Source organism: Pantoea graminicola (genome assembly GCF_048452665.1).
Taxonomy (GTDB): domain Bacteria; phylum Pseudomonadota; class Gammaproteobacteria; order Enterobacterales; family Enterobacteriaceae; genus Pantoea.
In genome coordinates this window covers 39,403-56,508 of the sequence record NZ_JBLWSJ010000007.1, presented here as the reverse complement: position 1 = coordinate 56,508, position 17,106 = coordinate 39,403, and the positions used below count along the sequence as shown (strand labels likewise).

Below are 17,106 nucleotides of genomic sequence, written 5' to 3'. Positions count from 1 at the left end.
CACTGCTCCGGCTCAGACTGACAGATAAAATGGCCTGAGGGCCAGGCGCTTAATCACCTGAGGGTTCAATCAATTATGTACCATGTTGTCGCAGCCACAACCAACCCAGCGAAGATTCACGCGATTGCGCAGGCATTCAGCGACGTTTTCGGCGAAGGATCCTGCCATATCGAAGGGGTCGAGGTCGATAGTGGCGTTGCCGCACAGCCGTTAACCCATCTCGAAACGCGAACCGGCGCACGCCAGCGCGTAATGAATGCCCGCCAGGTTCGCCCGGAGGCGGCATTCTGGGTCGCGATTGAGGCAGGGATTGAAGAGGATTGTGCGTTTGCCTGGATGGTGGTGGAAAATCAGAAGCAGCGTGGCGAATCGCGTTCAGCCAGTTTTACCCTGCCACCGGCCGTGCTGGCGGGTCTGCGTGAAGGCCGCGAGCTTGGCGAAGAGATGGCGCGCCTGACCGGTATTGAGAATATCAAACAGAAGGGCGGCGCGATTGGCGCGTTTACGCACGGCCTGCTCAGCCGCTCCAGCGTCTATCATCAGGCGCTGATCCTGGCGCTCTGCCCGTTCGTCCATCCGCTCTATCAGCAGTAATCAGGCGCGGCCCAGGCGCGCTTCCAGCCAGCGTTTCAGCTCCGGCGGCGCCTCTTTCAGGCTGTTTGATCCCCGGGTAATGGTCGCGATGCCGACGCCAAGCTCATTTTTCAGCTCGCGCTGGCTCATTTCGCCGTTCATTAACTCTTCAATGATCCGCAGACGGGTGCCGAACGCTTCGCGCTCGTCGGGCGTCATCATCAGTTGCAGCAGAGGCAACGCATGGCCATCCGCAAAGGCCTGCTGCATCAGCAGGACAACGCGCTGCCAGCTATCGTCTGTCGGATGCGCATCGGCAGAGGGGGAATCAGAATGGGTCATGGAGAGGCTTCCGTACTCGCTAAAGAGTACGGAAGCTTAGCACAGCTAGTAACGGCGATTCCACTCAGCATCTGACAGGATCCGGTCAGGCTTGCCCATGAAGTGACGATAGTAGGCGTCATACGCCAGAACGTTCTTCACATAGCCGCGCGTTTCGGAGAAGGGGATTGTCTCGATAAACGCCACAGCATCAAGGTTGCCGCCACTGATTTTCTGCCAGCTGCGCACCCGGCCAGGCCCGGCATTGTAGGCCGCTGAAGCGAAGATCCGGTTCTGGCTGAACTGCTGATAGACATACTCCAGATACTGGGTGCCGATCTGGATATTGGTTTCCGGATCCAGCAGCTGGCTGACGTTACTGTAGCCCGGAATGTTATACATCTTCACGGTATGCGCTGCGGTTGCGGGCATGATCTGCATCAGACCGCTGGCTCCGACCGGGGAACGGGCTTTGGGATTCCAGGCGCTCTCCTGACGCGAGATCGCCATCGCATAGCTCGGCGGGATCTGCTTCACGTCGGTATTGCGCTCATAGACGCTCCGCCATGCCAGCGGGAAACGCTCCTTCAGGCTGTCCCACATTTTGGCCGTGATGGTCGCCTGCACGCTGAGATCCCACCAGTCCTGTTCATTCGCGTATCGCGCCAGCATCTGCTGCTGGGTATGCGTGCGGCTGCCGATCAGATTGCTCCACTCGCTGCGTGCCAGGTTATCCAGCCCCCAGTACATCAGCTCGCGAACACGGGCCAGTTCGGGGCCCTGCACCGTGGCGCTGTCTGGCTTCGGCGCTTCATCCACCTGCAGCGGATAATCCACGCCCAGACGCTGAGCGGCTACCATCGGATAGAAGCCGCGCGCCTGCATCAGCTTACGCAGGATCTCTTCCGCTTCCTCTTTACGTCCTTTCTCAAACAGCAGATCGGCCTGCCAGTATTGCCACTCATCTTTCTCTTTGGCTTCCAGCGGCAGACGGGCGATCCAGGTGTTCAGACCGCGCCGATCGTGCTGCGTGAGCGCCAGGCGAATCCGGCGTTCCAGCAGCGCGGTCGACTCGCTGTTCATCACCACCGCATCACGCCAGCGCGCCTGCTCAGAGGTGAGATCGCTGCCCATCATGCGCCAGACGACAATCTCCTTCAGCGCCTGCTCATCCTCCGGCCCCATCTTCTGCGCCCGGACCAGAATCGGGATCAGGCTGCGGGCATTTTCCATATCCTGCCGCGCCACACGGGTAAAGGCGTAGATCGTCGCCTGGCGGGTGAAGTCGGTGGGACCGACGCTGCTGGCGAAGGTGCTGACCGTCAGCGGATCCTGCTGCAGCGCCTGCACCGCGTCAGACATGGTCTGATAATCGGCTGGCAGCGTTTTCGCCAGATAGCTCACCAGGCTGTCATTGCCAGCCTTCATCGCCAGCCGGATGCGCTCCAGGATGGTAATCGGTGAGAGCTGACCGGAAGACTGCCAGACTGAGAAGAGCTTATCGCAGTCCGCAGGCAGCGCCGTGCCGCGCAGCCAGATCTGCTTCGCACCGTCGAACGCGGCCTGCTGCTGGCCGGTGGCCCATTTCGCGTAGTACCAGTTGCAGCGCGCCTGCACCGGCTTAGGTTCAGTCGGGCTGAAGTTCAGCACGCCCTGCCAGTCCTGGCGGTAAGCCAGCACGTTGATAAAGCGGGTGCTGAGCGATCGCGCAGGCGGCAGCGTCGGATACTGGCGAATAAAGTTCTGCACGGCCAGCGCGGTCTCCTGATCGAGATCCTGCGCCAGCAGGCGATACTGCAGATAAGGGTAAAGCGGATAATCCTGCAGCGTCGGCAGGAGCTGATCCACGGTGGCCATCTGGTTGCTGTCCCAGGCCTGTTTAATTTGTTGATAACGTTGCCGTTGTTGATCAAGCGAATCGGCCCATGCGCTGCTGGCCGTGCCGGCCAGGCAGATCCCTATCATCCAGTTACGCCACTTCACCACGTAAATCTCCTCTGTTGCTGGGCCCGGCGAACTGCCAGACAGTCTTCATGCTAACCAGGCCACCGGACTCTTGCCATGTTCTTCACAAAATTTACGCACCATGACCCCCGGCGCACCGCTATCGCTCAGGCTGCGCGCCGCGATTGTGCAAATTATCATCAGAAAATCTTATCACCACCGTCATTAACCCGTTGAATCAGCGCGTTAAAAAACTGGCACACCCTTTGCTCTGTTGAATGCCATCTTGTATACCAGCTGGAATTCTTCTTATGACATCGACCATTGGCCTGACGCTTCACGCCTGGCAGCAGCGCATTCAGCAGGCACCGCAGCAGATTAGCGCCCTGCTCAACGCACACCTGGCGGAGATCGATCCGCAGGATAACGCCTGGATCACCCTGGCGACACCGGATCAGTTAGCGGCACAGATTGCGCCGCTGCTGGCGGACTATCAGCGCGATCCTGCGGCGCTGCCGCTGTTTGGGATACCGTTCGCGGTCAAGGACAACATTGATGTGATGGGCTGGCCCACCAGCGCCGCCTGCCCCGCCTTTACCTACACCGCCCGTGAGGATGCGGTGGCTGTCGCCCGGCTGAAAGCCGCTGGCGCGGTGGTCATCGGCAAAACCAACCTCGATCAGTTCGCGACCGGTCTGGTGGGCACCCGCTCGCCTTACGGCGCGGTCTGCAATACCTTCGACGCCGGCTATGTCAGCGGCGGCTCCAGCTCTGGCTCGGCGTCGGTGCTGGCGCGCGGACTGGTCGCCTTTTCACTCGGCACCGATACGGCCGGATCGGGTCGCGTCCCGGCAGGTTTCAACAACATCGTCGGCCTGAAACCGACCAAAGGCTGGTTCTCTGCGCGCGGCGTGGTGCCCGCCTGTCGGCTTAACGACACCATCTCAATCTTTGCGCTGACGACCGAAGATGCCTTTACCGTCGCCACGCTCATGGGCGGCTATGACAGCGGCGACGCCTATTCGCGCGTCAACCCGCGCACCGCCCCGGCCAGCCTGCCCGCCCGTCCTCACTTTGCTATCCCGGCCGATCCAGCTTTTTTTGATGATGCTGCTGCCGAAGCCGCCTGGGATCGGGCGCTGGAGGCCCTGCAGGCAGGCGGCGCGACGCTGCATCCCATCGACTTCACCCCGTTCCGCCAGCTGGCTGAACAGCTCTATTACGGCCCCTGGGTTGCCGAACGCACGGCGGCGGTGGGCGAAATGCTCGACCAGATGGAGCCGGTCGTGCAGAACATCATCGCCAGCGGGCTGAACTACAGCGCGGTGGAGGCATATAAAGCGGAGTATCTGCGCGCCGACCTGACGCGCCAGATCCAGCAGGCGATGGCCCCTTTCGACGCGCTGGTAGTGCCGACCTCGCCCACCATCCACACCCTGGAAGAGATGAAGCAGGAGCCCGTCCACTACAACTCGCAGTTTGGCACCTACACCAACTTTACCAACCTTGCTGACCTCGCGGCGCTGGCGCTGCCCGCGCCGTTCCGCAACGACGACCTGCCAGCCGGTATCACGCTGATCGCGCCGGCCTGGCACGATCGGGCGCTGGCTGAGTTTGGTCTGCGCTGGCAGCAGCAACTGGCGCTGCCGCTGGGCGCCACCGGCCAGCCCTTTCCGACCCGACGCGCCACGCTGCCCCCTTCAGCCGATCACGTCCGGCTGGCGGTGGTGGGCGCCCATCTCACCGGTATGCCGCTCAATTTCCAGCTTACCGAACGCCAGGCGGTGTGGGCCGGGGAGACGCAGACCGCGCCCCATTACCGCCTGTTTGCCCTGCTGGAGGGGGCGATCAAAAAGCCGGGCCTGATGCGTGATGAACAGGGTGCCGCAATCGCCGTGGAGCTGTGGGACATCCCGCTGGCGCGCTTCGGCGAGTTTGTGGCAGAGATCCCGGCGCCGCTGGGGATCGGCAACCTGACGCTGGCCGATGGCCGGGTCGTCAAAGGCTTTATCTGCGAAGGCGCGGCGCTGAACGGCGCGCTGGAGATCACTGAAACGGGCGGCTGGCGCAACTGGCTGGCATCACAGGGGAGTCACTGATCATGTTCACCACCGTACTGATTGCCAACCGCGGCGAGATTGCCTGTCGCGCCATCCGCACCCTGAAGCGCCTCGGCGTGAAAAGCGTCGCGGTCTACTCTGACGCCGACCGCAACGCCCGGCACGTCAGGCAGGCGGATGTGGCTATCGCCCTGGGCGGCGACAAAGCCAGCGACAGCTATCTGCGCATCGACAAAATTCTGGCGGCGGCGCAGCAGAGCGGCGCGCAGGCGATCTGGCCTGGCTACGGTTTTCTCTCCGAAAGCCAGCCGTTTGCCGAAGCCTGCGAAGCGGCAGGCATCGCCTTTGTTGGCCCGACCGCGCAGCAGATTGGCGAGTTCGGACTGAAGCACCGCGCGCGCGAGCTGGCGGCCCGTGCGGGCGTGCCGATGACACCGGGCACGCCGCTGCTGGCGTCGCTTGAGGCGGCGCTGCAGGCCGCCGATGAGATTGGCTATCCGGTGATGCTGAAAAGCACCGCAGGCGGCGGCGGCATTGGCCTGACACGCTGCGCCGATGCGCAGGCTCTGGCCAGCGCCTGGGAGAGCGTGCGCCGCCTCGGCGAACAGTTTTTCAGTGATGCCGGGGTGTTTCTGGAGCGCTGTATCGATCGCGCCCGTCACATCGAAGTCCAGATTTTTGGCGACGGCAACGGCACCGTGGTGGCGCTGGGCGAACGCGACTGCTCGCTGCAGCGCCGTAACCAGAAGGTGGTGGAGGAGACGCCTGCGCCGGGCCTGTCGCCCGCCACGCGCGAGGCCCTGCTCGCGTCGGCGGTGCGGCTCGGTGAGCTGGTGAACTACCGCAGCGCGGGCACCGTGGAGTATATCTACGACGTCAGCCAGCAGACATTCTACTTCCTGGAGGTCAACACCCGCCTGCAGGTGGAACATCCGGTTACGGAGTGCGTCACCGGGCTGGACCTGGTGGCGTGCATGTTACAGGTGGCGGCGGGCGATGCGGTGGACTGGGCGCGTCTGCAGCAGGCGCCGCAGGGGGCGGCGATTGAAGTCCGTCTCTATGCCGAAGATCCCCTGAAAAACTTTCAGCCCAGCCCAGGCCTGTTAACGGGCGTGGCCTTTCCCGAGGGCGTGCGGGTCGACACGGGTGTCGAAACCGGCAGCGAGGTCTCCGGGTTCTACGATCCGATGATCGCCAAGCTGATTGTGCACGCCGACAGCCGCGATGCGGCCCTGGAAAAACTGCAGCAGGCGCTGGATGCCACCCAGCTGCACGGCATCGCCACCAACCTGGATTACCTGCGGCAGATCACCACCAGCGACACGTTTCGCAGCGGCAGCGTCTGGACCCGCTATCTCGACAGCGTGGTGCCCGCCGCCCCGGTGGTGGAGGTGCTGCAGCCCGGCACCTTCAGTTCGGTTCAGGACTATCCCGGCCGCCTCGGCTACTGGGACATCGGCGTGCCGCCTTCCGGCCCGATGGACGATTTCGCCTTCCGGCTGGCTAACCGCATCGTCGGGAACCATGCATCGGCAGCGGGCCTGGAGTTTACGCTGCAGGGGCCGACCCTGCGCTTCCACTGCGATGCCACGCTGGCGCTGACCGGCGCGGCGTGTGACGCCACGCTGGATGGCGAGCCGGTGAGCTACTGGCAGCCGCTGACGGTAAAAGCGGGACAGACGCTGGCGCTGGGCCGCGCCCGAGAGGGCTGCCGCAGCTATCTGGCGGTGCGCAACGGCTTCGACGTACCGGTCTATCTCGGCAGCCGCAGCACCTTCTCGCTGGGCCAGTTCGGCGGTCATGCCGGGCGCACCCTGCGCGTGGCCGATATGCTGCCGATCTCCCGGCCTGAACAGGCGGCCTGCACCACCCCTGCCCCGATCAGCGCACCGCAGCCGCTCGACGCGGCGCTGATCCCGCACTACGGCAGCGAATGGCGTATCGGCGTCCTCTACGGGCCGCACGGCGCGCCAGACTTCTTCACCCAGGCCGCAATTGATGAGTTCTTTGCCAGTGACTGGCAGGTGCACTACAACTCCAACCGCCTCGGCGTGCGGCTGGTCGGCCCGAAACCCACCTGGACCCGCGCCAACGGCGGCGAAGCGGGCCTGCATCCCTCAAACGTACACGACTGCGAATATGCCATCGGCGCGGTCAACTTTACCGGCGACTTTCCGGTGATCCTGACGCATGACGGCCCCAGTCTGGGCGGCTTTGTCTGTCCGGTGACCATCGCCAGAGCGGAGCTGTGGAAGGTGGGTCAGGTCAAACCTGGCGACACCATCCGCTTCCACCCGATTTCCGCAGAAGATGCGCTGGCGCGGGAAAAAGCGCAGACGCATCTGATCGAAACCCTGCGGCCGGAGCATCCGCCAGCGTTTGCCGTGCCGTCGCTGGCCGAAACCGCCCACGGCTCCGCGACGATCCTGGCCGCGCGGGACGCGACCGGCAGCACACCGGCCGTGGTCTACCGCCAGGCGGGCGACAAATATGTGCTGATTGAGTATGGCGATAACGTACTGGATCTGGCGCTGCGCCTGCGCGTGCATCTGCTGATGAATGCGCTGAAAGCAGAGGCTGAACCAGGCATTGAGGAGCTGTCGCCGGGTGTGCGGTCGCTACAGGTGCGCTACGACAGCCTGGTTATCAGCCAGGCGCGGCTGATGTCGCTGCTGCTGGCGCTGGAGGCCACGCTGGGCGATGTCAGCACCCTTAAAGTGCCGTCGCGCGTCGTGTGGATGCCGATGGCGTTTGAAGACAGCGCCACGCTGGGCGCCGTCAGCCGCTATCAGGAGACGGTGCGCGCCACGGCCCCCTGGCTGCCGAATAACGTCGATTTCATTCAGCGCATTAACGGCCTGAGCAGCCGCGAAGCGGTGCGCGATACCCTGTTCGACGCCAGCTATCTGGTGCTGGGACTGGGCGACGTCTATCTCGGCGCCCCCTGCGCCGTGCCGATCGATCCGCGTCATCGCCTGCTGAGTTCCAAATACAGTCCGGCGCGCACCTTTACCGCCGAAGGTACCGTCGGCATCGGCGGCATGTATATGTGCATCTACGGCATGGATTCGCCCGGCGGCTATCAGCTGGTGGGCCGCACGCTGCCGATCTGGAACACCTTCCTGAAAAATCCGCAGTTCGCGGCCGATGCGCCATGGCTGCTGCGCTTCTTCGACCAGGTGCGCTTCTATCCGGTGAGTGAGAGCGAACTGAATCGGCTGCGCGAAGATTTCCGTGAAGGCCGCACCAGCCTGCGTATTGAAGAGACCGAGTTTGATTTCGCCACTCATCAGCAGTTCCTTGCCGATCACGCCGCTGAGATCGCCGCCTTTCGCCAGCGTCAGGCTGCCGCCTTTGAACAGGAAGTGCAGCACTGGGCGCGGGAAGAGGAGAACGCCCCGCCTGTGCAGGAGGCCGCCACCGGCGTCAGTGACGAGGATCACAGCGGCCTGGCCGTGCAGGCTGACCTCAATGGCAACATCTGGAAAGTGCTGGTGCAGCCGGGCGAGGCGGTCAGCGCCGGTCAGACGCTGATCATCGTGGAGGCGATGAAGATGGAGCTGGCGATTGTCGCGCCTCAGGCGGGCCGCGTGACGCGGATCCTCTGTCAGGCGGGGCGGCCGGTCACGCCCGGCGACACCCTGTTATGGCTTGAACCGGAGGCAGAATGAGAGCACATCCTCCGAAAGCGCGCCCCGAAGCGCTGGCCGAACGGGTCTATCAGGCCCTGAAGGACGATATTTTTGCCTTTCGCCTGATGCCGGGCGATCGCTTCAGCGAAAGCGAAATCGCCGCGCGCATGGCGGTCAGCCGCACGCCGGTGCGCCAGGCGCTGTTCCGGCTGGAGCGTGAAGGCTTTGTGGACGTCTGGTTTCGCAGCGGCTGGCAGATTAAAACCTTCGATTTCGCCTGGTTCGAATCGCTCTATGATCTGCGCACCGTGCTGGAGTGCGAGGCGGTAAAACGCCTCTGCGCCCTGCCCGCGCCGCAGTGCGCCGCGCTGCTCGAAGCACTCAACCAGTTCTGGTGTGATTCGGAGGCGCTCGCCGACGGACTGGTGGTGTCGCAGCATGATGAGGCGTTTCACATGACGCTGGTCGCCGCCGCCGGTAATCCGGAGATGGCGCGCATCCACGCCGAGCTCACGGAGAAGATCCGCATCATCCGTCGCCTCGACTTCACCCGCGACGATCGCATCTGCGCCACCTATCAGGAACATGCGCAGATTTTACAGGCAATTTTTCAGCAGCAGCGTGCCACGGCACAACAGATTCTGACCGATCACATCGCCGTCAGTAAGGCGGAAGTCCGCAAGATCACGCTGCACCGCCTCCAGCAGGCCCGGCTTCAGCTCACCGAATAATACCACTACCACTCAGGGGTTCAGATGATGAAAAGACGTTCGTTGATCAAGGCTTTTGCGCTCTCCGCCACCGTTGTCAGTCTGGGTTTCACCTGGAGTGCCCAGGCTGCGGATACCATCAAAGTGGGGATCATGCATTCCCTCTCCGGCACCATGGCGATTTCTGAAACGCCGCTGAAAGATGTGGCGCTGATGACGATCGATGAGATCAACGCCAGAGGGGGCGTGCTGGGGAAAAAGCTGGAGCCGGTGGTGGTGGATCCCGCCTCCAACTGGCCGCTGTTTGCCGAAAAAGCGCGCCAGCTGCTGACGCAGGACAAGGCGGCGGTGGTGTTTGGCTGCTGGACCTCGGTTTCACGTAAGTCGGTGTTGCCGGTGTTTGAAGAGCTGAACGGCCTGCTCTTCTACCCGGTGCAGTATGAAGGGGAAGAGATGTCGCCCAACGTCTTCTACACCGGTGCCGCGCCGAATCAGCAGGCGATCCCGGCCGTGGAGTACCTGATGAGCGAAGATGGCGGCAGCGCGAAACGCTTCTTCCTGCTGGGCACCGACTACGTCTATCCGCGTACCACCAACAAGATCCTGCGCGCCTTCCTGCACAGTAAAGGCGTGGCGGACAGCGATATCAAAGAGGTCTATACGCCTTTCGGTTACAGCGATTATCAGACCATCGTCGCGGACATTAAAAAGTTTGCGGCGGGCGGCAAAACGGCCGTGGTCTCCACCATCAATGGCGACTCCAACGTGCCGTTCTACAAAGAGCTGGCCAACCAGGGCATTAAGGCCACTGACATTCCGGTCGTCGCCTTCTCGGTGGGCGAAGAGGAGCTGCGCGGCATCGACACCCGACCGCTGGTGGGTCAGTTAGCGGCCTGGAACTATTTCGAGTCGATTGATAATCCGGTTAATGCCAGATTCGTCGCCGATTACCGCGCTTACGCCAAAGCGCACAACCTGCCGAACGCCGCCACCGTCGTCACCAACGATCCGATGGAGGCAACCTATGTAGGGATCCATATGTGGGCGCAGGCGGTGGAAAAAGCGGGCACCACGGACGTCGACAAAGTGCGGGCGGCCATGGCCGGCCAGACCTTTAAGGCTCCGGATGGCTTTACCCTGACGATGGATCAGACCAACCACCATCTGCATAAGCCGGTCATGATTGGCGAGGTGGAAGAGAACGGCCAGTTCAGCGTGGTATGGCAGACCGATCAGCCGGTTCGCGCGCAGCCGTGGAGCCCCTATATCGCCGGTAACGACAAAAAGCCCGACCACCCGGTCAAAACCGCGCAGTAATGGTGCGCGGCGGATAACCCGGCCGCGTCACCTGCTGTGATGCGGCTGCGATGCTCTCCCTTGACGAGGCTCTCTTTATGAATCTATGTCGCTGCTTTCTCAGCCTGCTGCTGCTGATGCCGCTGATGGCCAGCGCCGGACCGGCTGCGGACTTTGCGGCCGCCAGCCGCAGTCAGCAGGCGGCGCTGCTGCAGCAGTGGGCCGCGGCGCCCGACAGTCAGCGCCTGCCGCTGCTGGAGGCGCTGCATGCTGAAACTGTGGTTACCGACCAGAACAGGCAGCCGTTCAGCCAGCAGGGTGCAACGCTGCAGCCGCTGGACACGGTGGCGCAGCCTGCCGGCAGCCTGAAAAAACTGTTTATGAACAACCGGCTGCGTGTACTGGTCAACACTGCGCTGGCCGCCCACCAGCTGGTCAGCCCGGATGTCGCTCTGCGCCTGCGCGCGGCCCGGCAGTTGCAAAATGAGGGGATGGCGGACCAGCTTCCCCTGCTGGAACAGCGGCTGGCCGCCGAGCCGGACAGTCGGGTCCACGCCGCGTTAGCGCTGGCGCTGGCGAATCTGCAGCTGGCCGATCGCGAGCCGATGGTGCGTCTGCGGGCGGTTCAGCAGCTGGGTGAGTCCGGCGATCCCAATACTCAGGCCAGCCTGCAGCGTCTGACTCAGGCCGCGAACGAGCCGGATCCCACGGTGCGGGCGGCGGCGGCGCAGAGCCTGCAACAGATTCAGAAGCGGCTGATGTGGGGCGATCTGCTGGGGCAGGCCTTCAGCGGCCTGTCGCTCGGATCGATTCTGCTGCTGGCCGCACTGGGCCTGGCGATCACCTACGGTCTGCTCGGGGTGATTAACATGGCGCACGGTGAAATGCTGATGCTCGGCGCGTATGCCACCTGGTGGGTGCAGGGCCTGTTTCAGCAGTTCGCGCCGCACTATTTAGCCTGGTATCCGCTGCTGGCGCTGCCGGTTGCCTTTCTGGTCACCGCCGCCATCGGCATGGCGCTGGAGCGCACGGTGATCCGTCATCTCTATGGCCGTCCGCTGGAGACGCTGCTCGCCACCTGGGGGATCAGCCTGATGCTGACCCAGCTGGTCCGGGTGCTGTTCGGCGCACAGAACCTGGAGGTGGCGAATCCGGCGTGGCTCTCGGGCGGCCTGACGCTGCTGCCTAACCTGGTGCTGCCGTGGAACCGTATCGCGGTGATCCTGTTTGTGGTGTTTGTGCTGGCGCTCACCTGGCTGCTGCTGAACCGCACCCGCCTGGGCATGAACGTCCGGGCCGTAACCCAGAATCGTGCAATGGCGGAGTGCTGCGGCGTACCAACCGGCCGCGTCGATATGCTGGCGTTTGGCCTCGGCTCCGGTATCGCCGGGCTGGGTGGCGTGGCGCTGTCCCAGCTGGGCAATGTCGGGCCGGAGCTGGGCCAGGGCTACATCATCGACTCGTTTCTGGTGGTGGTGCTGGGTGGCGTTGGCCAGCTGGCGGGCACCGTGGTCGCGGCGTTCAGCCTGGGCATTCTCAACAAAGTGCTGGAGCCGCAGATGGGCGCCGTGCTGGGCAAGATCCTGATTCTGATGATCATCGTGCTGTTTATTCAGAAACGCCCGCAGGGCCTGTTTGCGGTTAAAGGAAGGGTGACTGACTGATGACGCAACCCATGACGCTTCGCGTGGCGCGTACCGCGCCGCGCCTGACACTCAGCCTCGGCCTGCTGGTCGCGCTGGCGCTGCTGCTGATGCCGTTTCTGGCGCTGCTGCCCGCCACGCATCCGCTGGCCCTCTCGACCTATACCCTGACGCTGGTCGGCAAAATCCTCTGCTATGCGGTGGTCGCGGTGGCGCTGGATCTGGTGTGGGGATTCGCCGGTCTGCTGTCGCTGGGGCACGGCCTGTTTTTCGCCCTGGGCGGCTATGCCATGGGCATGTACCTGATGCGCCAGGCCGCGGGCGAGGGTTTACCCGCCTTTATGTCCTTTCTCTCCTGGCATGAGCTGCCCTGGTTCTGGACCGGCACCCAGTACTTCGCCTGGGCGCTCTGCCTGAGCATGCTGGTGCCGGGCCTGCTGGCCTGGCTGTTTGGCTTCTTCGCTTTTCGCTCAAAAATCAAAGGCGTCTACTTCTCCATCATCACCCAGGCGCTGACCTACGCCGGTATGCTGCTGTTCTTCCGCAACGAAACCGGGTTTGGCGGCAACAACGGGTTTACCGGCTTTACCACCCTGCTCGGCTTTTCCGTCACGGCGACGGGCACCCGTATCGGGCTGTTCGTTGCCACGGTGCTGCTGCTGCTGCTGAGCCTGGCGATCGGCTTTGCCCTGGCGCGCAGCAAGTTTGGCCGGGTGCTGACCGCGGTGCGGGATGCGGAGAATCGTCTGATGTTCTGCGGATACGATCCGCGCGGCTTTAAGCTGTTTGTCTGGACGCTCTCCGCTGTGCTGTGCGGCCTGGCCGGGGCGCTCTATGTGCCGCAGGTCGGCATTATTAATCCGGGAGAAATGTCACCGGCCAACTCGATCGAAGCCGCCATCTGGGTGGCGCTGGGCGGACGCGGCACGCTGATTGGCCCGCTGCTGGGGGCGGCGATTGTCAACGGCGCACGCAGCATCTTCACCGTGGCCTTCCCGGAGTACTGGCTGTTCTTTCTGGGTCTGATGTTCATTCTGGTGACGCTGTTTCTGCCCTCTGGCGTCATTGGCCTGCTGCGCCGGAGGAAACCATGAGTGATGCCCTGTTTACCCAGCCCCAGCGGGCGGATCGTCACCGGCTGCAGCGCGATCCGGTGCTGCAGCTGGAGAAGATCAACGTCTCGTTCGAGGGCTTTCGCGCGCTCACCGATCTGTCGCTGCAGATCGGCATCGGTGAACTCCGCTGCGTGATCGGCCCCAACGGCGCGGGCAAAACCACGCTGATGGATGTGATCACCGGCAAAACCCGACCCGATCCGGGCCGGGTGATCTATGACCAGGACAGCGATCTGACCCGTCTTTCGCCGGTGGAGATCGCCCGCGCCGGTATCGGCCGCAAGTTTCAGAAGCCCACGGTGTTTGAGGCATTAACGGTCGCTGAGAATCTGGAGATCGCGCTTAAAACCGATAAATCGGTCTGGGCCAGCCTGCGTGCCCGCCTCAACAGCGAACAGCGCGATCGCATTGATGAAGTGCTGAAGATGCTGCGGCTGGGCGCTGAACGCCAGCGCCGGGCGGGCCTGCTGTCGCACGGCCAGAAGCAGTTTCTGGAGATCGGGATGCTGCTGGTGCAGGAGCCGCACCTGCTGCTGCTGGATGAGCCTGCGGCGGGCATGACCGACGCCGAGACGGACTACACCGCCGAGCTGTTCCGCAGCCTGGCAGGCAAACACTCGCTGATGGTGGTGGAGCATGACATGGGTTTTGTGGAGACCATCGCCGACCATGTCACGGTGCTGCATCAGGGTCAGGTGCTGGCCGAAGGGTCGTTGCGCGAGGTGCAGGCCAACGAGCAGGTTATCGACGTTTATCTGGGGCGCTGAGATGTTACAGGTTACTGAACTGAATCAATATTATGGCGGCAGTCATATTCTGCGCGGCCTGTCGTTTGAGGTGAAGATTGGTGAGATCACCTGCCTGCTGGGACGCAACGGCGTGGGGAAAACCACGCTGCTCAGGTGCCTGATGGGGCTGATCCCGGCGAAGTCAGGGGATATCCACTGGCAGCAGCAGCGGATCACTGGCCGTAAACCTCATCAGCGCGTGCAGGCGGGCATCGCCTATGTGCCACAGGGCCGCGAAATTTTTCCGCGTCTGACGGTGGAGGAGAATCTGCTGATGGGGCTCTCCCGTTTTCCGGCGGCGCAGGCGCGCGAGGTGCCGGAGGAGATCTATCAGCTCTTTCCGGTGCTGCTGGCGATGAAGTCACGTCGCGGCGGCGATCTTTCGGGCGGTCAGCAGCAGCAACTGGCGATCGGCCGGGCGCTGGCCTGTCGCCCTCAGCTACTGATCCTGGATGAACCCACAGAGGGGATCCAGCCCTCCGTGATCAAAGAGATCGGCGCAGTGATCCGCCAGCTGGCGCAGCGCGGGGATATGGCGATTCTGCTGGTCGAGCAGTTTTACGATTTCGCCGCCGAGCTGGCGGACAGCTATCTGGTGATGTCGCGCGGGGAGATCGTACAGCGTGGCCGCGGCGACACCATGGAAGCAGAGGGTGTGCGCGGCCTCGTGGCGATTTAACCGGCGATCAGAGCAGGCCCGTTTCGACGGAGAAGTGGCGCTGTTCGCCCGGTTTCAGGGTGATCAGCGTACCTGCCTGCTGTGCCGCCAGAAAGCCTTCCGGCCGGCAGGTGGCGGGCAGAATATAGGCCGCCACCTGCTGATCGGGATTATGCAGCAGCCAGCGGGTGGCGTGCGGGAACTGCGCGGTGGAGAAGCGCGTCATCAGCGCGTAGCCCTGCGGCGCATGCAGCTCAAACTGCACCTCATCGCCATACTGCGGCAGATCGTCCGCGAAAAAGACGATCTCCGGGTCGCAGAGCTGCGGCTGATCAAGCTGCTGCAGAGCCAGCGGATCGCGCGCCAGCCGATCCGTGTAGTCGCGCCAGGCGGGCGTCGGCCGCAGATGCGCCGGGATCGACTGCCGCAGCTGAAAGGCCCGATCGGGGATCGACTGCCGGAAGCGCCCCTGATCGATCCACGCGCTGTTGATGTGACACATGTACTGCAGCGGCATCGGCGCACCGGCCAGATTGGTAACAGTCATGTCGATCGTCAGCCGCGGGCGATCGGCCTGAAGACGCACGGCCGGTGCAGCCAGATAGTGATGACCAAAGCCTTTTACATAGTCATACTCCCCTTCCAGCGACAGCGTCTGATCCTCCAGCACCAGCCAGGCACTGTCCATACGGGCGCAGGCCATCTCGCCATGCAGCGGATGATCGTCCTCTGGCGCAGGACAGCCGTTAGCCAGCAGCCCCGAATGAAACGCAAAACAGCCATAGGTATCAATGATCGAACGGGCTGGCAGCGGCTGCCTGAAACTGTGGCCCATCGTCAGGTTATGTCCGTCGAACTGCACTTCCCAGATCATCTGCCCAAGAAACGGCAGCACGGTTACGCTGCCGCGACGGTTATGAAGGCGTACCGCCTCAATGCCTGACGGGTAGCGAAACAGCTCGACCCGGAACGTCTCGCTCTCCAGCAGCGTCGACGGCGTGGGGTGAAACTGGTCACGCGCCAGGGGAAAACGGGTTTTCATGGCAACTCCTCCACCAGACGCCCGCTCGCAACCGGCTGCTTTTTATGACGCAGCTCGCCATAGAAATAGAAGCCGACCCAGGCGAAGCAGAGCAGCGAGACGCCAAACGCCAGCTGCATCGATCCCAGTGTGTCAGAGACCAGCCCCTGCAGCGCCGGAACGAAGGCGGCGCCCACAATCGCCATTACGATAAACGCGCCCGCCACCTCGGTATATTTGTTGTCTACCGTCGCCAGGGTGCCTGCGTAGATGGTGGCCCAGCAGGGACCAAACAGCACGCTGACAAAAACGGCGGCGTAGACGGCGGTGAAGTCCGGCACCAGCATCACATAGGCCAGCGTCAGCACGCCCAGCACGGAATAGGCGATCAGCACCTTTTCGGCACGGAAACGGGCCATCAGGAAATTCGCTACGAACTTACCGATAAAGAAGCCGATGAAGCTGTAGATCATAAAGTCAGAGGCGTGACGCTCGTTGGCTGCGCCCAGCGTCAGCGCCAGACGAATCGTAAACGACCAGACCGCCACCTGCATGCCAACATAGAGGAACTGGGTCACGATCCCGCGTTTAAAGTGGCGGTTAGTGGCCAGATAGCGAAAGGTCTCACCCAGTGACGGGCGCGATTTCGCATGGCTTTCCGGCTTGCAGTGCGGATAGCGGGTGAACATAAACAGCAACATCACGACCACCAGCACCATCACCAGATATTTGTAGGGCTCCAGCGTATGTTCCAGCATGGTCAGCCGGAAAGCATGCACCTGCTCCGCCGTCATGCCCGCCATCTGGCTCTCCAGGCTGCCTCCTTCCTGAAACACCAGATATTTGCCCAGCACAATCCCCATCAGTGCACCAATCGGATAGAAGGTCTGGCTGACGTTGAGGCGCAGCGTGGCGTGATCACGGTGGCCAATCATCGAACTGTAGGTATTGGCCGCGGTTTCCAGGAAACTCAGGCCAATGGCGATAGCAAAAATTGCCGCCAGGAACATGGTGTAGGTCGCCATGTGTGACGCCGGGTAAAAGACGATGCAGCCTGCGATGTAGAGCGCCAGGCCGATCATGATCGCCATTTTGTAGCTGGTTCTGCGGATCACCAGCGAAGCCGGGATCGCAATCAGAAAATAGCCGCCATAAAAGGCGCTCTGCACCAGCGCACTGGCGAAGTCGCTGAGGGCAAAGACGCTTTTAAACTGGGTGATCAGAATATCGTTGAGACTCGCCGCACAGCCCCATAGCGGAAAGAGGCATGACAGCAGAATGAACTGGAACAGCGGCGTTTTATTCAGATAGCCATCAGATTGCTGCACTATTTTCTGTTGCATAG

General features: G+C 62.7%; 13 protein-coding genes. 9 read left to right on the top strand and 4 right to left on the bottom strand.

The annotated features are described in order from the left end of the window. Positions 1 to 75: 75 nt before the first annotated feature. A complete protein-coding gene (gene yjjX / locus ACNY69_RS16165; protein WP_111141373.1) occupies positions 76 to 594 on the top strand; it encodes an inosine/xanthosine triphosphatase in 519 nt (172 codons plus the stop codon). Here yjjX and trpR read toward each other — a convergent pair whose 3' ends face one another. Both trpR and sltY read right to left on the bottom strand, forming a co-directional pair. Next, on the bottom strand, positions 595 to 915 hold the full coding sequence (gene trpR, locus ACNY69_RS16160; protein ID WP_111141374.1) for a trp operon repressor: 321 nt from the start codon (positions 913 to 915) through the stop codon (positions 595 to 597). 45 nt (positions 916 to 960) lie between these two features. Further along, entirely contained in the window at positions 961 to 2,880 is a 1,920-nt protein-coding gene (gene sltY, locus ACNY69_RS16155) for a murein transglycosylase (protein WP_418799187.1), read from the bottom strand. A 269-nt stretch (positions 2,881 to 3,149) separates the two neighbouring features. On the opposite strand from sltY, the gene atzF reads away from it, so the two are divergent. The 8 genes from atzF to urtE all read left to right on the top strand — a co-directional run bounded on the left by atzF (position 3,150) and on the right by urtE (position 14,761). Then, positions 3,150 to 4,937, top strand: coding sequence for an allophanate hydrolase (gene atzF / locus ACNY69_RS16150; protein ID WP_293774693.1), 1,788 nt, complete (start codon positions 3,150 to 3,152; stop codon positions 4,935 to 4,937). Positions 4,938 to 4,939: 2 nt separating this feature from the next. Then, positions 4,940 to 8,569, top strand: coding sequence for an urea carboxylase (gene uca, locus ACNY69_RS16145; RefSeq protein WP_418799185.1), 3,630 nt, complete (start codon positions 4,940 to 4,942; stop codon positions 8,567 to 8,569). Continuing rightward, positions 8,566 to 9,261, top strand: a complete 696-nt coding sequence (locus ACNY69_RS16140; RefSeq protein ID WP_418799183.1) for a GntR family transcriptional regulator — start codon at positions 8,566 to 8,568, stop codon at positions 9,259 to 9,261. Before uca ends, ACNY69_RS16140 begins: the two co-directional genes overlap by 4 nt. Before the next feature lie 27 nt (positions 9,262 to 9,288). Beyond that, a complete protein-coding gene (gene urtA / locus ACNY69_RS16135; RefSeq protein ID WP_111141526.1) occupies positions 9,289 to 10,557 on the top strand; it encodes an urea ABC transporter substrate-binding protein in 1,269 nt (422 codons plus the stop codon). Positions 10,558 to 10,634: 77 nt separating this feature from the next. Beyond that, positions 10,635 to 12,200 carry an urea ABC transporter permease subunit UrtB gene (gene urtB / locus ACNY69_RS16130; protein ID WP_418799181.1) on the top strand — a complete coding sequence of 522 codons (1,566 nt, stop codon included), beginning with the start codon at positions 10,635 to 10,637 and terminating at the stop codon, positions 12,198 to 12,200. Next, on the top strand, positions 12,200 to 13,273 hold the full coding sequence (gene urtC, locus ACNY69_RS16125; protein ID WP_418799179.1) for an urea ABC transporter permease subunit UrtC: 1,074 nt from the start codon (positions 12,200 to 12,202) through the stop codon (positions 13,271 to 13,273). The genes urtB and urtC overlap by 1 nt, the downstream gene beginning before the upstream one ends. After that, positions 13,270 to 14,061, top strand: coding sequence for an urea ABC transporter ATP-binding protein UrtD (urtD, locus tag ACNY69_RS16120; RefSeq protein WP_418799177.1), 792 nt, complete (start codon positions 13,270 to 13,272; stop codon positions 14,059 to 14,061). The genes urtC and urtD overlap by 4 nt, the downstream gene beginning before the upstream one ends. Before the next feature lies 1 nt (position 14,062). Further along, positions 14,063 to 14,761: an urea ABC transporter ATP-binding subunit UrtE gene (gene urtE / locus ACNY69_RS16115; RefSeq protein ID WP_111141512.1), complete on the top strand. Its 699-nt coding sequence runs from the start codon at positions 14,063 to 14,065 to the stop codon at positions 14,759 to 14,761. A gap of 7 nt (positions 14,762 to 14,768) precedes the next feature. Here urtE and ACNY69_RS16110 read toward each other — a convergent pair whose 3' ends face one another. Together ACNY69_RS16110 and fucP are read right to left on the bottom strand one after the other, a co-directional pair. Then, complete coding sequence (locus ACNY69_RS16110) at positions 14,769 to 15,782, bottom strand: aldose 1-epimerase family protein (RefSeq protein WP_418799174.1); 1,014 nt, start codon at positions 15,780 to 15,782, stop codon at positions 14,769 to 14,771. Further along, positions 15,779 to 17,104 carry an L-fucose:H+ symporter permease gene (gene fucP / locus ACNY69_RS16105; RefSeq protein WP_111141508.1) on the bottom strand — a complete coding sequence of 442 codons (1,326 nt, stop codon included), beginning with the start codon at positions 17,102 to 17,104 and terminating at the stop codon, positions 15,779 to 15,781. The genes ACNY69_RS16110 and fucP overlap by 4 nt, the downstream gene beginning before the upstream one ends. Between the last annotated feature and the right edge of the window lie 2 nt (positions 17,105 to 17,106).